Origin of the sequence: Franconibacter daqui, from assembly GCF_014644275.1 — a bacterium.
Classification (GTDB): Bacteria; Pseudomonadota; Gammaproteobacteria; order Enterobacterales; family Enterobacteriaceae; genus Franconibacter; species Franconibacter pulveris.
Window position 1 is genome coordinate 307,020 of record NZ_BMKJ01000001.1, and the last position, 17,892, is coordinate 324,911.

A 17,892-nucleotide genomic window follows, 5' to 3' on the forward strand; every position below is an offset into this window, starting at 1 on the left:
AGTGTGCTACCATTCCCCGCCTCATTAGCTATCACTATCCCGAACCATGAAATTTCCCGGTAAACGCAAGTCCAAACACTACTTCCCCGTTAACGCTCGCGACCCGCTGCTGCAGCAAATCCAGCCTGAAAGCGAAACCAGCGCCTCCTGGGTGGTGGGTATCGATCAGACGCTGGTGGATATTGAAGCCCGCGTAGATGACGATTTCGTCCATCGTTATGGCCTGAGTCTCGGCCACTCGCTGGTTATCGACGATGAAGTAGCGGAAGCTCTGTATCAGGAGCTGGTTCGGGAAAACCTTATCACCCATCAGTTTGCTGGCGGCACTATCGGCAACACCATGCACAACTACTCGGTGCTGGCGGATGACCGCTCGGTGCTGCTGGGCGTGATGTGTAATAACGTGCAGATTGGCAGCTACGCCTACCGTTACCTCTGCAACACCTCCAGCCGTACCGACCTGAACTATCTGCAGGGGGTAGACGGCGCGATTGGCCGCTGCTTTACGCTGATTAGCGAAAACGGCGAGCGCACCTTCGCCATCAGCCCCGGCCACATGAACCAACTGCGTCCTGAAAGCATTCCGGAAGCGGTTATAGCAGGTGCTTCCGCGCTGGTGCTCACCTCTTATCTGGTGCGCTGCAAGCCCGGCGAGCCGATGCCGGACGCCACGATGCAGGCTATCGCTTATGCCAAAAAGCATAACGTGCCGGTGGTGTTAACCCTCGGCACAAAATATGTGATTGCCGATAACCCGCAGTGGTGGCGAGATTTCCTCAAAGAACATGTTTCCATTCTGGCAATGAATGAAGAAGAAGCGGAAGCGTTAACCGGGGAAAGCGACCCGCTGCTCGCCTCCGATAAGGCGCTGGACTGGGTGGACCTGGTGCTGTGCACCGCCGGGCCGGTAGGGCTTTACATGGCGGGCTTCACCGAAAACGAAGCGAAACGCAAAACCCAGCACCCGCTGCTGCCAGGCGCCATTGCCGAATTTAACCAGTATGAATTCAGCCGCGCCATGCGCTTTAAAGATTGTCAGCAACCGCTGCGCATTTTCTCCCACATCGCCCCTTACATGGGCGGGCCAGAGAAAATCATGAACACGAACGGCGCGGGCGACGGCGCGCTGGCGGCGCTGCTGCACGACATTACCGCTAATAACTACCACCGCACTAACGTGCCGAACTCCAGCAAGCATCAGTTTACCTGGCTTACCTATTCATCGCTGGCGCAAGTGTGCAAATACGCGAACCGCGTGAGTTATCAGGTGCTGAACCAGCACTCGCCGCGACTGACCCGCGGTCTGCCGGAGCGCGAAGACAGCCTCGAAGAGGCGTACTGGGAGCGGTAATTCGGGGGGGTAAGGTGGGCGGCGCTTCGCTTACCACCTTACAGTGATTGCGGCTTTGGTCTCTTTCGCAGGGCGAGTACGCGAAGCGCGCTCGCCCTGCGCAGATGCTTAACTCGCCGCTTTTTCCGGCGCGGTAATCGGCCCGGGCGCCTGCTCCAGCAACGAAAGCATCGTGTTAGCAATCTCCCGCTCGCCCATCACTACCTCGTTTGCGCCGCGCTCGGCGATATAATCCACCTCGTCGTCATAATGCGCCCGGGCGATAATCTCGATATCAGGGCGTTTTGCGCGTGCGGCGGCGACAATTTCGCCCGCTTCATAGCCATTAGGAATCGTCACCAGCAGCCAGCGCGCGCAATCGAGATGCGCCAGCGACATAATCTCTTCGTTCGCAGCGTTGCCGAGCACGGCCCGGATGCCGCGCTCGCGCAAATCGTCCACCCGGCTGCGGGATGTTTCCACCACCACCAGCGGGATCTCCTGCGCCAGCAACCGTTCGCCCAGCAGGCTGCCCACGCGCCCGTAACCTACCAGCAGGGCGTGGTTGCAAATATCCACCGGGTTCTGCTGCTCTTCTTCGATGGCCTCTTCCAGCGTCTGCTCTTCCAGCGTTTCTGTTTTTTGCAGGAAGCGTTCCAGCAGCGCGAAGAGAATAGGGTTAAGCATGATGGAGAGGATCGCGCCCGCCAGCACCAGGTTTTGCCCGTTCTGCGGCAGCAGGTCGAGCGCCATGCCAAGACCGGCCAGAATAAAAGCGAACTCGCCAATCTGCGCAAGGCTGGTGGCGATGGTCAGCGCCGTGCGCTGTGAGTGACCGAACAGTTTCACCAGCAAAAACGCCGCCAGCGATTTGCCAAAAACGATAATCGCCAGCGTGCCCAGCACCGCCAGCGGCTCGTCAATCAGGATCATCGGGTCAAAGAGCATACCGACGGAGACGAAAAAGAGCACCGCGAACGCGTCGCGCAGCGGCAGCGTGTCGTGCGCCGCGCGATGGCTTAACTCTGATTCATTAAGCACCATGCCGGCAAAGAAGGCGCCGAGGGCGAAGGAGACATCAAACAGCTCCACCGCGCCGAAAGCGATGCCGAGCGCCAGCGCCAGTACGGCGAGGGTGAATAGCTCGCGCGAGCCGGTGGAGGCGCTGCGGGCGAGGATCCAGGGCACCAGTCGACGCCCGACCAGCATCATCAGGGCGATAAACGCCGCTACTTTGCCGATGGTGAAGCCCATATCGACGGCGAGTGAGGCAAAGCCGAGGTTGCCTTTTTCAAGCATTCCGGCCACCGCCGGCAGCAACACCAGCGTCAGCACCATCACTAAATCTTCGACAATCAGCCAGCCGATGGCGATTTGCCCACGCTGGCTGTCGATAAGCTGTCGCTCTTCAAGGGCGCGCAGCAGCACCACGGTGCTGGCGGTGGAAAGACACAGGCCAAACACGATGCCGGTCATCAGCGACCAGTCCATTAACGTTGAAAGCGCCACCCCAAGCAGCGTCGCGACCACAATCTGCGCCACGGCGCCGGGTATGGCGATGGACTTTACCGCCATCAAATCCTTGATAGAAAAATGCAGACCCACGCCGAACATCAGCAGGATAACCCCAAGCTCCGCCAGCTCCGGGGCAAGTTTGGTATCCGCGACAAAGCCTGGCGTGAAAGGGCCGGCCAATACCCCTGCCAGCAAATAGCCCACCAGAGGAGAGATGCGCAGCCGGTTAGCGAGCATGCCGAGTAAAAAGGCGAGCACAAGACCGCCGACAATGGTGGTGATAAGCGGGGTGGCGTGATGCATTCCGTCTCCTTTCGTTAGCAAAAAATCCACGCTTTGGCGAAAAGCCAAAACTCCGTTTTTTAGTTTATGACACTTTTTCTGTCAGTGTTTGTGAATAATCGGTGAATACCTCATAAAACTTTAAACAAAACTGAAAAAAAATGCCGACACGGCATATTCATAGCTTATGGCAAAAAGGCTTTGGATAATCGCTGATAACCGCACGAAGCGTTAACAACTTTACCCGGTTCTGGCGGGGATAAATTTCGCTTATCATGCACAAATATGACCTTAAAGTTTAAAAACCACTGCTAAGCGGAGCTTTTTGCATGATGTGGCTTCTGTTTTTCCCTGACGCTCAGTTCAATGCCGGAGTCTGCCGCGCTCACAGCGGTATCCGCGTCGGTTTTTCTGTGCGTTTATTTTCACCCGTCGCTCAAAAATCTTCTTCTTCGCCATTGCTGCTAATGGTCGGTTTTTTCTCCCCGCCGCGTCATTAGCCTGAAAACCCTGTTGTCTATGCTTTCATGGCGCTGTAATTTCAGCGTTTACTTTGTGCCAGGGAGAGTTGTTATGAAAAGTACCAACAGGGTTATGGCGGCGGCGCTGATCTTCGCCGGGCTGGCGAGCAGTTCCGCATTCGCCTGGGAGCGAGATAAAACCTACAACATCACCATCCTGCATACGAACGACCATCACGGCCATTTCTGGCGCAACGACTACGGCGAATATGGCCTGGCGGCGCAAAAAACGGTGGTGGATAACGTGCGTAAAGAGGTTGCGGCGAAAGGCGGCAGCGTGCTGGTGCTCTCCGGGGGCGATATCAATACCGGCGTCCCGGAATCTGATTTGCAGGACGCCGAACCCGATTTTCGCGGCATGAACCTGATAGGCTACGATGCGATGGCGGTCGGTAACCATGAATTCGACAATCCGCTAAGCGTCCTGCGCCAGCAGGAAAAGTGGGCGAAGTTTCCTTTCCTTTCCGCCAATATCTACCAGAAGAGCACTAACCAGCGGCTCTTTAAGCCCTGGGCGCTTTTCAACCGCCAGGATATTAAAATCGCCGTCATCGGCCTGACTACCGACGATACGGCGAAAATCGGCAACCCGGAATTCTTCACCGATATTGAGTTTCGCAAGCCTGCCGATGAGGCGAAGCTGGTTATCCAGGAGCTGCAACAGACCGAGAAGCCGGATGTGATCATCGCCGCCACCCATATGGGCCACTACGACAACGGCGAGCATGGCTCTAACGCGCCAGGCGATGTGGAGCTGGCCCGCAGCCTGCCTGCGGGGGCGCTGACCATGATAGTGGGCGGCCACTCGCAGGATCCGGTTTGCATGGCTTCGGAAAACAAAAAGCAGGCTGATTATGTGCCGGGCACCCCCTGCGCGCCGGACCAGCAGAATGGCATCTGGATAGTGCAGGCTCATGAGTGGGGAAAATATGTCGGTCGCGCCGATTTTGAGTTTCGCAACGGCGAAATGAAACTGGTGAACTACCAGCTCATCCCCATCAACCTGAAGAAGAAAATCACCTGGGATAACGGCCAGAGCGAGCGCGTGCTTTATGCCCCGCAAATTCCGGAGAACCCGCAGATGCTTTCGCTGCTTTCACCTTTCCAGCACAAGGGACAGGCGCAGCTGGGCGTGAAAATCGGCAGCGTGAATGCTCGTCTGGAAGGGGACCGCAGCAAAGTACGCTTCGTGCAGACCAATATGGGGCACCTTATCCTCAGCGCCCAGATGGCGCGCACTAGCGCGGATTTCGCCGTTATGAGCGGCGGCGGCATACGCGACTCCATCGAAGCGGGGGATATCACCTATAAAGATGTGCTGAAGGTGCAGCCGTTTGGCAACACGCTGGTTTATGTGGATATGACAGGCCAGGAGGTTGCGGATTACCTGAAGGCGGTCGCGCAGATGAAGCCCGATTCCGGCGCCTACCCGCAGTTCGCCAGTGTTAGCTTTACGGCTTCAGGCGGCGCGCTCAGCGATATCAAGATCAAAGGCGAGCCGCTGGACCTGGCGAAAACTTACCGTATGGCGACGCTCAGCTTCAACGCCACCGGCGGCGACGGCTATCCCGCCATCGACAAAAAGCCGGGTTACGTAAACACCGGCTTTGTGGATGCGGAAGTGCTGAAGCAGTTCATTGAACAACATTCGCCGCTGGATGCGAGCGCGTTTGAACCGCAGGGCGAGGTGAACTGGCAGTAGTCAATCGCGACGGGCGATATCGGCGAACTGCGCGTCCAGCAGCTTCGCCAGATCGGCTGCTGCGAGCTCAATATCCAGCCCGCGTTTCCCGCCAGAGATATAAATGGTGGCGAACTCGCGGGCTGGCGCGTCAATCAGCGTCGGAAGGCGCTTTTTCTGCCCCAGCGGGCTGATGCCGCCCACCAGATAACCGGTGATGCGCTGCGCCACCATCGGGTCCGCCATATCCACTTTTTTCGCCCCTAACGCTTTCGCCACCTTCTTGAGGTCGAGCTGGCCGGAGACAGGCGTTACCGCCACGGCGAGCTGTTTCATATCGCCGTTGAGAGCCACCAGCAGCGTTTTATAGACCTGTTCGGCGTTCAGCCCAAGCTTGCGCACCACCTCGTCGCCAAAGTTGGTTTCGTGCGGATCATGGTCGTAAGCGTGAAGCGTAAACGCCACTTTCTGTTTTTCGAGTAATTTTATGGCGGGAGTCATAACATCCTTCCTTTGTCTTCGTCTGCCCTCAGCGTAACGGGCTGCTGCGGATAAAAATAGTACCAGCTTGCTCAGCGGATTCAGGACGATTTGAGCAGCCCGGGCAGGTTGCCTTCGCCGTAAAGGTGCAGCGCGCCGACCGCCACCACATAGCGCCCGGGTGGCAGGGCGCTGAGATAATCGCGCCATTGCAGGTTGCGCTGGTGCATCAGCACGTCGTAAAGATCGGAGCTGAACGTGGTGGGCAGCGTAACGTCCGTATTTTTAGGCGGCGTTTCCAGCCACCAGCTTATCATCAACTGCAGCAGCCGGGCGTTGGTGTGCCAGTGGGTCAGCGTATCCTCCAGCAGCGAAAGGCCTTCCTGCGGCAGCTGTCGCAGGAGGTTTATCTGGCTTTGCGCCCCTTCAAGCTCCATCACCGGAACGGAAAATTGCTGCGCCGCCTGCAATAGCTGATAGTCGATGCCGAAATCAGGCCGCAAACCCAGGCGCTGCGCCTGATGCGCCTGCAGCGCCAGCGCCACTTGCCAGGCGGGTTGTTCATCCAGCCGGGAGAGCGAGAGGCCAAATTCGCCGGCAAATTTTTCCAGCTGCGCGAGCGTCTCGCCTTGCAGCCTTTCGCGCAGCGGCTGCGTAACCGCTTCGTTGCCAAAAGGCGAGACATCGCCGCGAATATCCGCTTCCACAATCAGCGCGTCGGCACGCTTGAGCTTTTCCAGCAGGCGGGCCGAGAGCGGCGCCATATCGGGCGTGCCCATATGGATGCTGCCGACCAGATGCAGATAGCGGCCACCAGGCAGCGTTACATCCAGCGCGGGCCAGGGATAAGCGGGGCGAAGCGGAGAAAAGAAGGCAATCAGACGGCTTAACAGACCCATAAGCGTTCCCTGACAAAAGAAAACCATGCTAGCGCGCGGCGGGGGAGGGTGCAAATCGCCGTCGTCGCCTGAAAGCGGGAAAATCGCTTCGCAGCCCGGGGAGCGACGTTACGGAGAAGAGAGGGTTACAGAGGGAACTGCCCCTCTCTTGCCAACGCAGAGAGGGGCAGGGCGGGCAAACAGCAGACAAAGCGCCTGTCTGAGGGCAGATAAGCCGCACCGCCCGGCGTCAACGTGCAATCAGGTTAACGGCTTACGCCTTCACCCTGAAGCGCAACAGCCGGTTGGCGTTGCTGACCACCGTAATGGACGACAGCGCCATGGCGGCCCCTGCCACCACCGGGTTAAGCAGCGTGCCGGTAAACGGCCAGAGGATCCCGGCGGCGACGGGAATGCCCAGCGAGTTGTAAATAAACGCGCCCAGCAGGTTCTGCTTCATGTTGCGCAGCGTAGCGCGGGAGATAGCCAGCGCGTCGGCCACGCCGAGCAGGCTGTGGCGCATCAGCGTAACGGCGGCGGTTTCAATCGCCACATCGCTGCCGCCGCCCATGGCGATGCCGACATCCGCCTGCGCCAGCGCCGGGGCGTCGTTAATGCCGTCGCCCACCATGGCCACTTTGCGCCCCTCGCTTTGCAGGCGAATAATCGCTTGCGCCTTGCCGTCGGGCAGGACACCCGCAATCACGTCGTCGATACCCGCTTCTTTCGCGATAGCGTGAGCGGTGACCGGGTTATCGCCTGTGAGCATTACCAGCCGGTAGCCTTCACGATGCAGCCGGGCCAGCGCGTCCACGCTGTCGCCGCGCAGCGGATCGCGAATAGCGAACAGCGCCGCCAGCTTACCGTCGACGGCAAGCAGCACCGGCGTAGCGCCAAAGCCCGCCTGCTGCTCAATCGTCTGCGCAAGCGCAGAGGCATCAACATGCTGTTCTTCCAGCAGCGCGCGGTTGCCGAGCAGCAGCTGACGGCCTTCCGCTTCGCCGCTTACCCCCAGCCCTCGCAGGGTGCGAAAGCCGTTAACGGAAGGCAGCGTCATACCCTGCGCTTTCTCAAGGATGGCATGGGCCAGCGGGTGGTTTGAGCCTTGCTCCAGCGCGGCGGCGAGGCGCAGCGCGTCCGCTTCGCTAAAACCTTCAGCGGTGAACGTCTTCGTCACCTGCGGTTTGCCTTCCGTCAGCGTCCCGGTTTTATCAAACACCAGCGTGTCGACTTCGCTGGCGCGTTGCAGGGCGTCGGCGTCACGCACCAGCACGCCGGACTCCGCCGCGCGCCCCACGCCCGCAATGATAGACATCGGCGTGGCGAGGCCCAGCGCGCAGGGGCAGGCGATAATCAGCACCGTGGTGACAATCACCAGCGTATAAACAATCTGCGGCGCTGGCCCGGCGAAATACCAGATAGCGCCGCTGAGCAGGGCAATCAACACCACCACCGGCACGAACACGGCGGAGATTTTATCCGCCAGCTGGCCTATCTGCGGCTTGCTGCTTTGCGCCTGGCGCACCATGCGGATAATGCGCGAAAGGGTGGTGCGGCTGCCCACGGCGCTGGCGCGAAACAGCACGCTGCCGTCCTGCACGACCGTTCCGGCATGAATGGCATCGCCGCTGCCTTTCTGCTGCGGCACCGGTTCGCCGGTCAGCATGGCTTCGTCGAACCAGCCTTCGCCCTGAGTAATTTCGCCGTCCACCGGCACGCGGTCGCCGGTCGTAAGCCGCAGCGTCATGCCTGACTGCACCTCAGCCAGCGGCACGCTGTTCTCGCCGTTTTCGGTGACGACGCGCGCGGTAGGAGGCGTGAGATCAAGCAGCCGTTCCAGCGCTTTGGATGAGCGCTGGCGGGCGCGCTGTTCCAGCATATGGCCGAGGTTAATCAGGCCGATAATCATGGCGCTCGCCTCGTAATAGAGATGGCGCGCTTCCATCGGGAAAAATTCCGGCCAGAGGTTGACGCTGATGGAGTAGAGCCAGGCGGCGCCTGTACCGAGCGCCACCAGGGTGTCCATGGTCGCCGCGCCGTTTTTCAGGCTTTTCCATGCGCTGCGGTAGAAATGGCCGCCTGCGAAGATCATCACCGCGAGCGTCAGCAGGCCGATAACCAGCCACAGGCTGCGGTTTGCGTCGGTGACCATCATGTTGTCGCCGAGCATGCCCCAGCCCATCACCGGAATGCCGAGCGCGAGCGCGACGACCGCCTGCCAGCGAAAGCGCTTCATGGCGGCGACCGCCGTCTGCTGCTGGCGCTCGCGGCGCTCCTGGTCATCTTCTATCGCTTCAGCGCCGTAACCCGCTTTTTCTACCGCGCCGACTAACTCAGCGGCGGAGGCGCTGCCCATTACCAGGGCCGTGCGCTCCGCCAGGTTTACCCGCGCCTGCCGGACGCCCGGCACCGCCTGCAGGGCGTTTTGCACACGGCTGACGCAACTGGCGCAGCTCATGCCGTTAATCAGCAACTGCTGGCTGTCGTCGTCAGGCTGCGCCTCTGCCGGAAGCGTGGAGGGGGCCGCTGTCAGTGCTTCCGGCGGGAGCGTTGACTCTGCCAGCGGCTCAGCCTTTGGGCGCGCGAGGGTTGCGTCGTACCCGGCCTGTTTAACGGTGTCGATAAGCGCATCGGCGCTGGCGCTGGTGGTGACTTTCGCGCGATCGAGAGTCACTTCGGCCTGCTCAACGTCCGGGCGCTGCTCCAGACTCTCTTTTACGCGTTTCACGCAGTGGCCGCAGGAAAGGCCGTCCAGGGCCAGTTCAATGGTGTTTGACATAGTAACTCTCCTCTGTTGCTCAGAATGAGCTTGACCATAAAAAGGTTTTGCTTAACTGTGATAAAGCGTAAACCTTCCATCAAGGGGAAGGTCAAGGGGGGATAATGAATATTAGCGATGTGGCGAAAAAAACCGGTTTAACCAGCAAAGCGATTCGTTTTTACGAAGAAAAAGGGCTGGTGACGCCGCCGCTGCGTGGCGATAACGGCTATCGCACCTACAGCCAACGGCATCTGGATGAGTTAACGCTGCTGCGCCAGGCCCGCCAGGTAGGGTTTAACCTGGAAGAGTGCCGGGAGCTGGTGCACCTGTTTAATGACCCGGCCCGCCACAGCGCGGATGTTAAAGCCCGCACGCTGCAAAAAGTGGCGGAGATTGAGCGCCATATTGAGGAGCTTCAGTCGATGCGCCTGCATCTGCTGTCGCTGGCAAAGGCCTGTCCCGGCGACGACAGCGCTGACTGTCCAATCATTGATACGCTTTCCGGCTGCTGCCATCGCAGCGCAAAGTAAGCGGTAAAAAAGCGAGTGGTAACGTCACCACATGCTAGCGCTGCTTTTTTAGTTCATCGCGCTGGTGAAATATATCCTTTGCGCCCATCGGGTCAGCAGAAAACTACGCGGTAAAATAAATCAGCGCGACAGCCTGTTACGTGCAAAAAACGCGAAGAAAGTATGATTGAAAATGACTAATCATGCTTTAGATTAATAATAAATAGTGAGCCTTATTAAACGCCTTTATTCTCCTGTGCAGGTTTTGGTTTAGTTGTGCGGGAACACTACTCATATTCTAAAAAAATAAAAATATCCTGCGGTCTGACGGGCAGCGCGCTCTATGCCGGAGATATTTCATCGCGATGAGTGACTATAAAAAGCGTCTGGAGCAATTATGTCCGTATATTCCTACGAGCATCCCTTAATAGGCAAGGTTACCTATGTTACCGACCATAACCCGCCGTTATACGGTGATACCATTAGTTTTATCAAGGGGTTTGAGCCCTCTTCGCAGCTTGGCTTTGTGCACATTCCGCAGCTTGAAGGCCGGGATAATGCTGACAGCGATCTCTTTTTTCATAAAAAAGCCCATAAACAATTACTGACGGTTTTTACGGAAATAGAAAAGCAGGGGCTGCTGGATATTATTACCCAGTGCAACACAGCATTTAAAATGCGCTTAAGACGACCAACCAGCGGCTATTTTAGTTCGCTGCCTTCTAATCACGCTTTTGGATTGGCGCTGGATATCAATCAGAACGACGGTATGGATGGGATTTCCTGCGCGCCGCTGGCGCCGGTTTTTCAGTATTACGGTTTTACATGGGGAAAAACGTTCAGCATGGCGCCGGATGCCACCCATTTCGAAATTAAAAAATTTCTCTGAAAAAAGGCAGGGAAGTCACAAGATGTTGAGTGCAGCATATTGGGGCAGCGCAGTAACCGGCTGCCCATTTTTTTATGCCGCTGGGGGAGTTTGAGTAAGGCGACGTACGCGCAGGCGGATGCCCTCAACGGCAATGACTTCCACCAGCGCGCCTGCCGGCATATCTTCGTTCGCGATAACCGGCCAGCTGCTGTCGCCCACGCGGACATGACCGTGACCGTTGCTAAGCGGGGCGTCCAGTTGCAGGCGCTGGCCGATAAGCTGCTGGCCGCGCTGGTTGAGCGCGGCGTTAGCCCGGGGTTGCGGGCGCCGTGCGAGCCAGCGCCACCAGAGCAGGGCGGCGAGTACGGTCAGCACGGCAAAGCAGAGGCCCTGCCACTCCCAGCTAAACGGCAGCAGCCAGACCAGCAGCCCGGTAACCACCGCCGCCACGCCGCTCCACAGCAGGTAGCCGCTTGCGCCGAGCATTTCAGCGGCGAGCAGCAGGCCGCCGAGGCTTAGCCAGAAAGCGTAAGGATGCTCGAAGAAAAGCGCGATCATGGCCGTTTCCGCTCGTTGCCGCTTTCTTTAATCAGCTCGCTAATACCGGCGATAGACCCCATCAGGCTGGAGGCATCCAGCGGCATCAGCACCACTTTGCTGTTGTTAGCCGCGCCAATCTGCTGCAGCGCCTCGGTATATTTCTGCGCCACAAAATAGTTTACCGCCTGAATATCGCCTGCGGCGATAGCTTCGGACACCATCTGCGTGGCGCGCGCTTCCGCTTCCGCGGAGCGTTCCCGCGCTTCCGCCTGCAAAAAGGCGGACTGCCTGTCGCCTTCGGCGCGCAGGATCTGCGACTGCTTCTCCCCCTCGGCTTTCAGGATTTCCGCCTGGCGCACCCCTTCCGCTTCCAGAATATAGGCGCGCTTGGTACGCTCAGCCTTCATCTGCGCGTTCATCGAGGCGATAAGCTCTGCGGGCGGCCGCACGTCGCGAATTTCAATACGCGTGACTTTAATGCCCCAGGGGTTTGTCGCTTCATCCACAATGTGCAGCAGGCGCGTGTTAATGCTGTCGCGCTGCGAGAGCATTTCGTCCAGCTCCATCGAGCCGAGCACCGTACGAATGTTGGTCATGGTCAGGTTGATAATGGCAAGCTCAAGGTTGCTCACCTCATAAGCCGCTTTCGGCGCATCGATAACCTGAATGAAGCAGACTGCGTCAATGGTAACGTTGGCGTTGTCTTTTGAAATCACCTCCTGAGAGGGGATATCCAGCACCTGCTCCATCATGTTGATTTTGCGGCCTATACGATCCATGAAGGGGACAACAAGGCTAAGACCGGGCTGCAGGGTTTTGGTGTAGCGGCCGAAGCGTTCTACCGTCCACTGGTAGCCCTGCGGCACAATTTTGACGCCGGCGGCGACAATCACCAGTGCGACGAAGATAAGAACCGGGATCACGATAAGCATTAAAAAAACCTCCTGTCATTTTGCTGCTTATTGTAGCGCCGGAAGACGACGGGCGCAGCGCCCATCGTCATCCGAATCCAGGTATTGACGAGAGGTATTAATACAGCAGGGAGTAGAGCTGACGGCGATATTTAGAAGCCAACTGGTCGCCGGTGCCGAGCGCGGCCAGGATCTCCTGGAACGTTTTACGCACCTGGCCGTCGCCTGCCGCCAGATCTTTTTTCAAATGGCTGAACAGCAACTCCAGCGCCTCTTCGTTGCGGCCCACCTGGTGAAACTGCAACGCCAGCTGTGCAGCGAGCTGCGCATCCTGCGGGTTTTGCTGCACCTGCTGTTGAAGCTGTTGAATCTCCGGCGTATCCGCCGCCTGACGCAGCAGGTCGATTTGCGCCACCAGACCCTGATAGCGGGTATCCTGATCCTGCAGCGGAATGGTTTTCAGCACCGCTTCGGCCTCATCGGCGCGGCTTAAGGCCAGCTGCGTCTGGGCGAGCAGCAGACCGATTTCGCTATCCTGGTTCGACATCTGCCAGGCTTCTTTCAGCAGCGGCAGCGCGGCGGCGTGGTCGCCTTGCTCAATCAGCTGCATCGCCTGCTGGGCTTTCAGCTCCTCTTCGCGCGGCAGCACTTTTTCCAGCAGCGCGCGGATAGCCTCTTCCGGCTGCGGCCCCTGGAAGCCGTCTACCGGCTGGCCGTTCTGGAAAAGATAAACGGTAGGAATGGCGCGCAGGCCGAACTGCGCGGCGACCATCTGCTCGGCGTCGCAATCCACTTTCGCGAGGATAAACTGACCGTTGTACTGCGCGGCCAGCTTCTCCAGCACCGGCGTCAACTGCTGGCAGTGCTGGCTACGATCGGACCAGAAATAGAACAGCACCGGCACGGAGACGGATTGCTCCAGCGTCTGGTGCAGGTTCGCTTCGGTAATGTTGACAATATTCTGTACGGACATGAGTCACTCTCTGTTGTCGATTTCTTTTTTACATGGGGGCGAGCGCGTCGCCTTCAACTTAGCCCTGTAAAATTTTGTCCATCGCGCGGGCGGGCAGCAGGCGCTTAAGCAGGCTGACGGCGTGCGTCACCATCGTGACCGGATAACGAATTTTGGGCCGCGGGCTTTCAAAAGCATGGCGCACCTTTGCCACTACTGCCTCCGGTCCCAGCGTAAAGCGTGCGGCGATGCCCGGGTTTTCCACCGGTTTGTCCGTCTGCGTCTGGTTAACGTTATCCGTGAATCGCGTGCGGATAGGGCCCGGCTCAATCAGGCTCACCTTAATGCCGCTGTGGCGAAGCTCCATGCGAAGGGCGTCGGACCAGGCCTCAAGCGCATATTTACTGGCGGCGTAAGCGCCGCGCCCTGGCGTGGAGATAAGTCCCATCACCGAACTGGTATTGACAATACGCCCTTCCTGGTGCGGCAGCATGGCGGGCAAAAGCAGCATGGTGAGCTGGTGCGCGCCGAAAAAATTCGTGGCGAATTGCTGCTCCATCTGCTCGCGGCTGATAGTGGTGAGCGGCCCGTAAACGCCAAAGCCGCCGTTATTAAAAATGCCGTACAAACGGTTATCGGTAAGGCGGATAACCTCAGCTGCCGCAGCCTCGACGCTCGCGGGCGAATCGAGATCGAGCAGTACGCCGGTAAATCCTTGCGCGTTCATGCGCTCGACATCTTCCGGCTTGCGGCAGGCGGCAAGCACGCGAAAACCCATGCGCTGTAATTCGATGGCGCTGGCCAGGCCAATGCCGCTGGAACATCCTGTAATTAAGAGTGATTTTTGCATAACTTTACCCGCTCCCGGCCCCTCAGGGTCAGGAGTCGTGTTTAACTAAAGGGGCCAGCCGCGTCGCCATCCAGTCTGCGATATAAGGCTGAGCGTCGCGATTGGGATGAATGCCGTCATCCTGCATCCACTGCGGTTTAAGGTAGATCTCCTCCATAAAAAAAGGCAGCAGCGGAGCGGAGTACTCTTTCGCAAGTTCGGGGTAGATGGCGCTGAAGCTTTCGGTATAGCGACGGCCATAGTTGGGCGGCAGGCGAATCTGCATCAGCAGCGGTTCAGCGCCCGCCGCTTTTACCTGCTCGATAATCTGGCGCAGGGTTGCGGCGATGGCGTCCGGTGCAAAACCGCGCAGCCCGTCGTTGCCGCCAAGCTCTATCAATACCCAACGTGGTTTATGCTGTTCAAGCAGGGAAGGCAAACGGGCGAGCCCCTGCTGCGCGGTGTCGCCGCTGATGCTGGCGTTCACCACGCGCGTGTCGCGCTGCTGCCACTTGTCGTTAAGCAGCGCAGGCCAGGCGGCGTTGGCCGCCATGCGATAGCCCGCGCTCAGGCTGTCGCCAAGAACCAGCAGCGTGTCCGCCGCCGCGGCGCGAAAACTTACAAAAACAAACAACAGGAAAGCGAGATGCCAGCGGAAAACAGCCTTGAAGTTCATCATCTTTTTAAATCCGTCGGTCAGGGGGAACACGCGCTCTCCATCCTCACCGGAGTTGAGCTGGTTGTCAAACCAGCCGAAACCATCGCCCTGATTGGCGAGTCGGGCTCAGGCAAATCAACGCTGCTCGCAATCCTGGCCGGGCTCGACGACGGCAGCAGCGGGGAGGTGCGCTTGCTCGGCGAACCGCTGCATAACATGGACGAAGAGGCGCGCGCCCGTCTGCGGGCGAAGCATGTCGGCTTTGTATTTCAGTCGTTTATGCTGATCCCAACGCTTAATGCGCTGGAAAACGTCGAGCTGCCCGCGCTGCTGCGGGGCGAAAACGACAAGGCGAGCCGCGAGCAGGCGAAGCGGTTGCTTGAGCAGCTCGGCCTTGGCAAGCGGCTCGACCATCTGCCCGCGCAGCTTTCCGGCGGCGAGCAGCAGCGCGTGGCGCTGGCCCGCGCCTTCAACGGCCGCCCGTCGGTGCTCTTCGCCGACGAGCCCACCGGCAACCTCGACCGCCACACCGGCGATCGCATCGCCGATCTGCTTTTTTCCTTAAACCGCGATTACGCCACCACGCTGATTCTGGTCACGCACGATCCGGAGCTGGCGGCGCGCTGCGACAGGCGCCTGCGCCTGCGAGACGGCAAATTATGGGAGGAAGCATGATAGCCCGCTGGTTCTGGCGCGAATGGCGCTCCCCCTCGCTGCTGATAGTCTGGCTGGCGCTCAGCCTCGCGGTGGCCTGCGTGCTGGCGCTCGGCACCATCAGCGACCGCATGGAAAAAGGCTTAAGTCAGCAGAGCCGGGAATTTCTTGCAGGCGACCGGGCGTTGAGAAGCTCGCGCGCGGTGCCGGAGGACTGGCTTCTGGAGGCTAAGCGCGATGGCTTGCAGGCGGACAAACAGCTCTCTTTCACCACCATGACGTTCGGCGCCGAAGCGCCGCAGCTCGCCAGCGTGAAGGCCGTGGACAGCGTTTATCCGCTCTACGGCGCGCTGCAAACCGACCCGCCGAATCTGAAGCCGCAGCCGGGCCGGGTGTTGCTGGCGCCCCGGCTGATGGCGCTGCTCGGGGTGAAAGCAGGCGACAGGATAGACGTGGGCGACGCCACGCTTACCGTGGCGGGAGCGGTTATCCAGGAGCCGGACGCGGGCTTTAACCCTTTTCAGATGGCGCCGCGGCTGTTGATGCATTTTGATGACGTGGAAAAAACCGGCGCGGTGCAGCCCGGCAGCCGCCTGATGTGGCGCTATAAATTCGCCGGCACGCCTGCGCAGATTAAGCGTTACGAAGACTTTCTGCTGCCGAAGCTTAAACCCGAGCATCGCTGGTACGGCATGGAAGAAGATGACGGAGCGCTGGGCAAATCCGTTGAGCGGTCGCAAAAATTCCTGCTGCTCTCGGCGCTCTTGACGCTGTTGCTGGCGGTGGCCGCCGTGGCGGTGGCGATGGGGCACTACTGCCGCAGCCGTTACGATCTGGTGGCTATTCTCAAGACCCTCGGCGCGGACAGCGCCGCGCTGCGCAAGCTTATCGTCGGGCAGTGGCTGCTGGTGCTCACGCTCTCCGCCGTAGCCGGGGGGCTGGCGGGAAAAGTGTTTGAGGCGGTGCTGATGCATCTGCTCAAACCGGTGTTGCCCGCCGACCTGCCTGCGGCGAGCTTCTGGCCGTGGCTGTGGGCGGTGGGGTCAATGGTGGTGATATCGCTGCTGGTAGGGCTGCGCCCGTACCGGTTGCTGCTGGCCACCCAACCGCTGCGGGTATTAAGACGAGATGCGGTGGCCAACGTCTGGCCGCTGAAGGTTTATCTGCCCGTCATTACGCTGGTGGTCGTGGCGCTGCTCGCCTGGCTGATGGGCGGCAATATGCTGCTCTGGTCGGTGCTGGCAGGGGCCGTGGTGCTGGCGCTGCTTTGTGGCCTGGTGGGGTGGGGGCTGCTGCGGGTGCTGAAGGGGCTGACCATCAAGGCGTTGCCGCTGCGCCTTGCGGTTAATCGCCTGCTGCGTCAGCCCTGGCAGACGCTCAGCCAGCTCGCCGCGTTCTCGCTCTCCTTCATGCTGCTGGCTTTGCTGCTGGTGCTCAGGGGCGACCTGCTCGACCGCTGGCAGCAGCAACTGCCGCCGGAAAGCCCGAACTATTTTCTGATTAATATCGCGCCGGAACAGCTTGAGCCAATGAAGGCGTTTCTTGCCGAACGGCAAATTGTTCCCGAATCGTTTTATCCCATCGTGCGGGCGCGGCTGACGCAGATTAACGGCGCCGCCACCGCAGGCAACCAGGATGAGGCGCTCAACCGCGAGCTTAATCTCACCTGGCAGAGCCGGAAGCCGGAACACAACCCCATCACCGCTGGCCGCTGGCCGCCGAAAGCGGGCGAAGTGTCGATGGAGGAGGGGCTGGCGGCGCGCCTTGATATTCATATCGGCGACAGCGTCACCTTCACCGGCGATACGCAGGATTTCACCGCGAAAGTTACCAGCCTGCGTAAAGTGGACTGGGAGAGCCTGCGGCCCAACTTCTATTTTATCTTCCCGCCGGGCGCGCTCGACGGCCAGCCGCAAACCTGGCTTACCAGCTTCCGCTGGGAAAACGGCAACGCCATGCTGGCGCAGCTTAACCGTCAGTTCCCGACGGTGGGCCTGCTGGATATCGGTGCCATTCTGCGCCAGGTCGGCCAGGTGCTGGAGCAGGTGAGCCGGGCGCTGGAAGTGATGGTGGTGCTGGTCACCATCTGCGGCATTCTGCTGCTGCTCGCCCAGGTTCAGGTGGGGATGCGTCAGCGCCATCAGGAACTGGTGGTTTACCGTACGCTGGGCGCAGGCAAAAAGCTGCTGCGCGCCACGCTGTGGTGCGAATTCGCCGTGCTTGGCCTGGTAGCGGGGCTGGTGGCGGCCATCGGCGCGGAAACGGCGCTCGGGATATTGCAAACCCGGGTGTTTGATTTCCCGTGGGAGCCGGACTGGCGGCTGTGGGGCATCCTGCCGCTTTGCGGCGCGCTGCTGCTTTCGCTCTGCGGCGGCTGGCTTGGCGTACGATTGCTGAAAGGGCGGGCGCTGTTCCGCCAGTTCGCTGGTTAACGTTTGGATATGCCGCGCCGGTTTTTCTGCCGGTTCGGCGTGTTTTAACAGCATCAGATAATAAAAATCTGATATTTAGTAGCACGAT

15 protein-coding genes are annotated in these 17,892 nt (G+C 59.4%); 6 read left to right on the forward strand and 9 right to left on the reverse strand.

Annotated elements, in window-relative coordinates; all coding sequences use genetic code 11:
• Positions 1-46 precede the first annotated feature (46 nt).
• A complete protein-coding gene (locus IEX01_RS01455; protein ID WP_024557380.1) occupies positions 47-1,351 on the forward strand; it encodes an inosine/guanosine kinase in 1,305 nt (434 codons plus the stop codon).
• Between the two features lie 108 nt (positions 1,352-1,459).
• Here IEX01_RS01455 and ybaL read toward each other — a convergent pair whose 3' ends face one another.
• Complete coding sequence (gene ybaL / locus IEX01_RS01460) at positions 1,460-3,148, reverse strand: YbaL family putative K(+) efflux transporter (RefSeq protein ID WP_024560604.1); 1,689 nt, start codon at positions 3,146-3,148, stop codon at positions 1,460-1,462.
• 552 nt (positions 3,149-3,700) lie between these two features.
• Between ybaL and ushA the strand changes: the two genes are divergently transcribed.
• Entirely contained in the window at positions 3,701-5,350 is a 1,650-nt protein-coding gene (gene ushA / locus IEX01_RS01465; RefSeq protein ID WP_188723147.1) for a bifunctional UDP-sugar hydrolase/5'-nucleotidase UshA, read from the forward strand.
• Here ushA and ybaK read toward each other — a convergent pair whose 3' ends face one another.
• From ybaK to copA, 3 genes are all read right to left on the reverse strand, one after another.
• A complete protein-coding gene (ybaK, locus tag IEX01_RS01470; protein ID WP_024557377.1) occupies positions 5,351-5,830 on the reverse strand; it encodes a Cys-tRNA(Pro)/Cys-tRNA(Cys) deacylase YbaK in 480 nt (159 codons plus the stop codon). It abuts the gene before it with no gap.
• Between the two features lie 80 nt (positions 5,831-5,910).
• The gene (locus IEX01_RS01475) at positions 5,911-6,708 is read right to left on the reverse strand and encodes a TraB/GumN family protein (protein WP_188723148.1); all 798 of its coding nucleotides are present in this window, start codon (positions 6,706-6,708) and stop codon (positions 5,911-5,913) included.
• A gap of 253 nt (positions 6,709-6,961) precedes the next feature.
• Complete coding sequence (gene copA, locus IEX01_RS01480; RefSeq protein WP_188723149.1) at positions 6,962-9,466, reverse strand: copper-exporting P-type ATPase CopA; 2,505 nt, start codon at positions 9,464-9,466, stop codon at positions 6,962-6,964.
• A 104-nt stretch (positions 9,467-9,570) separates the two neighbouring features.
• Between copA and cueR the strand changes: the two genes are divergently transcribed.
• Positions 9,571-9,978 carry a Cu(I)-responsive transcriptional regulator gene (gene cueR / locus IEX01_RS01485; RefSeq protein WP_024557374.1) on the forward strand — a complete coding sequence of 136 codons (408 nt, stop codon included), beginning with the start codon at positions 9,571-9,573 and terminating at the stop codon, positions 9,976-9,978.
• 376 nt (positions 9,979-10,354) lie between these two features.
• Positions 10,355-10,846 (forward strand): M15 family metallopeptidase, encoded by a 492-nt coding sequence (locus IEX01_RS01490; RefSeq protein WP_024560599.1) that lies wholly within the window; start codon positions 10,355-10,357, stop codon positions 10,844-10,846.
• A 72-nt stretch (positions 10,847-10,918) separates the two neighbouring features.
• On the opposite strand, the gene IEX01_RS01495 is transcribed toward IEX01_RS01490, so the two are convergent.
• The 5 genes from IEX01_RS01495 to tesA form a co-directional block, all read right to left on the reverse strand.
• Complete coding sequence (locus IEX01_RS01495) at positions 10,919-11,386, reverse strand: NfeD family protein (protein ID WP_048887226.1); 468 nt, start codon at positions 11,384-11,386, stop codon at positions 10,919-10,921.
• A complete protein-coding gene (locus IEX01_RS01500; protein WP_024557371.1) occupies positions 11,383-12,300 on the reverse strand; it encodes an SPFH domain-containing protein in 918 nt (305 codons plus the stop codon). Before IEX01_RS01500 ends, IEX01_RS01495 begins: the two co-directional genes overlap by 4 nt.
• 97 nt (positions 12,301-12,397) lie before the next feature.
• Positions 12,398-13,252 (reverse strand): co-chaperone YbbN, encoded by an 855-nt coding sequence (locus IEX01_RS01505; RefSeq protein WP_024557370.1) that lies wholly within the window; start codon positions 13,250-13,252, stop codon positions 12,398-12,400.
• Positions 13,253-13,310: 58 nt separating this feature from the next.
• Positions 13,311-14,081: an SDR family oxidoreductase gene (locus IEX01_RS01510; protein WP_024560597.1), complete on the reverse strand. Its 771-nt coding sequence runs from the start codon at positions 14,079-14,081 to the stop codon at positions 13,311-13,313.
• 28 nt (positions 14,082-14,109) lie between these two features.
• Complete coding sequence (gene tesA / locus IEX01_RS01515; RefSeq protein WP_029592134.1) at positions 14,110-14,736, reverse strand: multifunctional acyl-CoA thioesterase I/protease I/lysophospholipase L1; 627 nt, start codon at positions 14,734-14,736, stop codon at positions 14,110-14,112.
• On the opposite strand from tesA, the gene ybbA reads away from it, so the two are divergent.
• Together ybbA and ybbP are read left to right on the forward strand one after the other, a co-directional pair.
• Positions 14,707-15,393 carry a putative ABC transporter ATP-binding protein YbbA gene (gene ybbA, locus IEX01_RS01520; RefSeq protein ID WP_024560596.1) on the forward strand — a complete coding sequence of 229 codons (687 nt, stop codon included), beginning with the start codon at positions 14,707-14,709 and terminating at the stop codon, positions 15,391-15,393. The genes tesA and ybbA overlap by 30 nt on opposite strands.
• The gene (ybbP, locus tag IEX01_RS01525) at positions 15,390-17,804 is read left to right on the forward strand and encodes a putative ABC transporter permease subunit YbbP (RefSeq protein ID WP_024557367.1); all 2,415 of its coding nucleotides are present in this window, start codon (positions 15,390-15,392) and stop codon (positions 17,802-17,804) included. Before ybbA ends, ybbP begins: the two co-directional genes overlap by 4 nt.
• The last annotated feature ends 88 nt before the right edge of the window (positions 17,805-17,892 follow it).

Coding starts and splice junctions, on each gene's coding strand:
- IEX01_RS01455 (WP_024557380.1), top strand. CDS start 47: ATGAAATTTCCCGGTAAACGCAAGTCCAAACACTACTTCCCCGTTAAC.
- ybaL (WP_024560604.1), bottom strand. CDS start 3,148: ATGCATCACGCCACCCCGCTTATCACCACCATTGTCGGCGGTCTTGTG.
- ushA (WP_188723147.1), top strand. CDS start 3,701: ATGAAAAGTACCAACAGGGTTATGGCGGCGGCGCTGATCTTCGCCGGG.
- ybaK (WP_024557377.1), bottom strand. CDS start 5,830: ATGACTCCCGCCATAAAATTACTCGAAAAACAGAAAGTGGCGTTTACG.
- IEX01_RS01475 (WP_188723148.1), bottom strand. CDS start 6,708: ATGGGTCTGTTAAGCCGTCTGATTGCCTTCTTTTCTCCGCTTCGCCCC.
- copA (WP_188723149.1), bottom strand. CDS start 9,466: ATGTCAAACACCATTGAACTGGCCCTGGACGGCCTTTCCTGCGGCCAC.
- cueR (WP_024557374.1), top strand. CDS start 9,571: ATGAATATTAGCGATGTGGCGAAAAAAACCGGTTTAACCAGCAAAGCG.
- IEX01_RS01490 (WP_024560599.1), top strand. CDS start 10,355: ATGTCCGTATATTCCTACGAGCATCCCTTAATAGGCAAGGTTACCTAT.
- IEX01_RS01495 (WP_048887226.1), bottom strand. CDS start 11,386: ATGATCGCGCTTTTCTTCGAGCATCCTTACGCTTTCTGGCTAAGCCTC.
- IEX01_RS01500 (WP_024557371.1), bottom strand. CDS start 12,300: ATGCTTATCGTGATCCCGGTTCTTATCTTCGTCGCACTGGTGATTGTC.
- IEX01_RS01505 (WP_024557370.1), bottom strand. CDS start 13,252: ATGTCCGTACAGAATATTGTCAACATTACCGAAGCGAACCTGCACCAG.
- IEX01_RS01510 (WP_024560597.1), bottom strand. CDS start 14,081: ATGCAAAAATCACTCTTAATTACAGGATGTTCCAGCGGCATTGGCCTG.
- ybbA (WP_024560596.1), top strand. CDS start 14,707: ATGCCAGCGGAAAACAGCCTTGAAGTTCATCATCTTTTTAAATCCGTC.
- tesA (WP_029592134.1), bottom strand. CDS start 14,736: ATGAACTTCAAGGCTGTTTTCCGCTGGCATCTCGCTTTCCTGTTGTTT.
- ybbP (WP_024557367.1), top strand. CDS start 15,390: ATGATAGCCCGCTGGTTCTGGCGCGAATGGCGCTCCCCCTCGCTGCTG.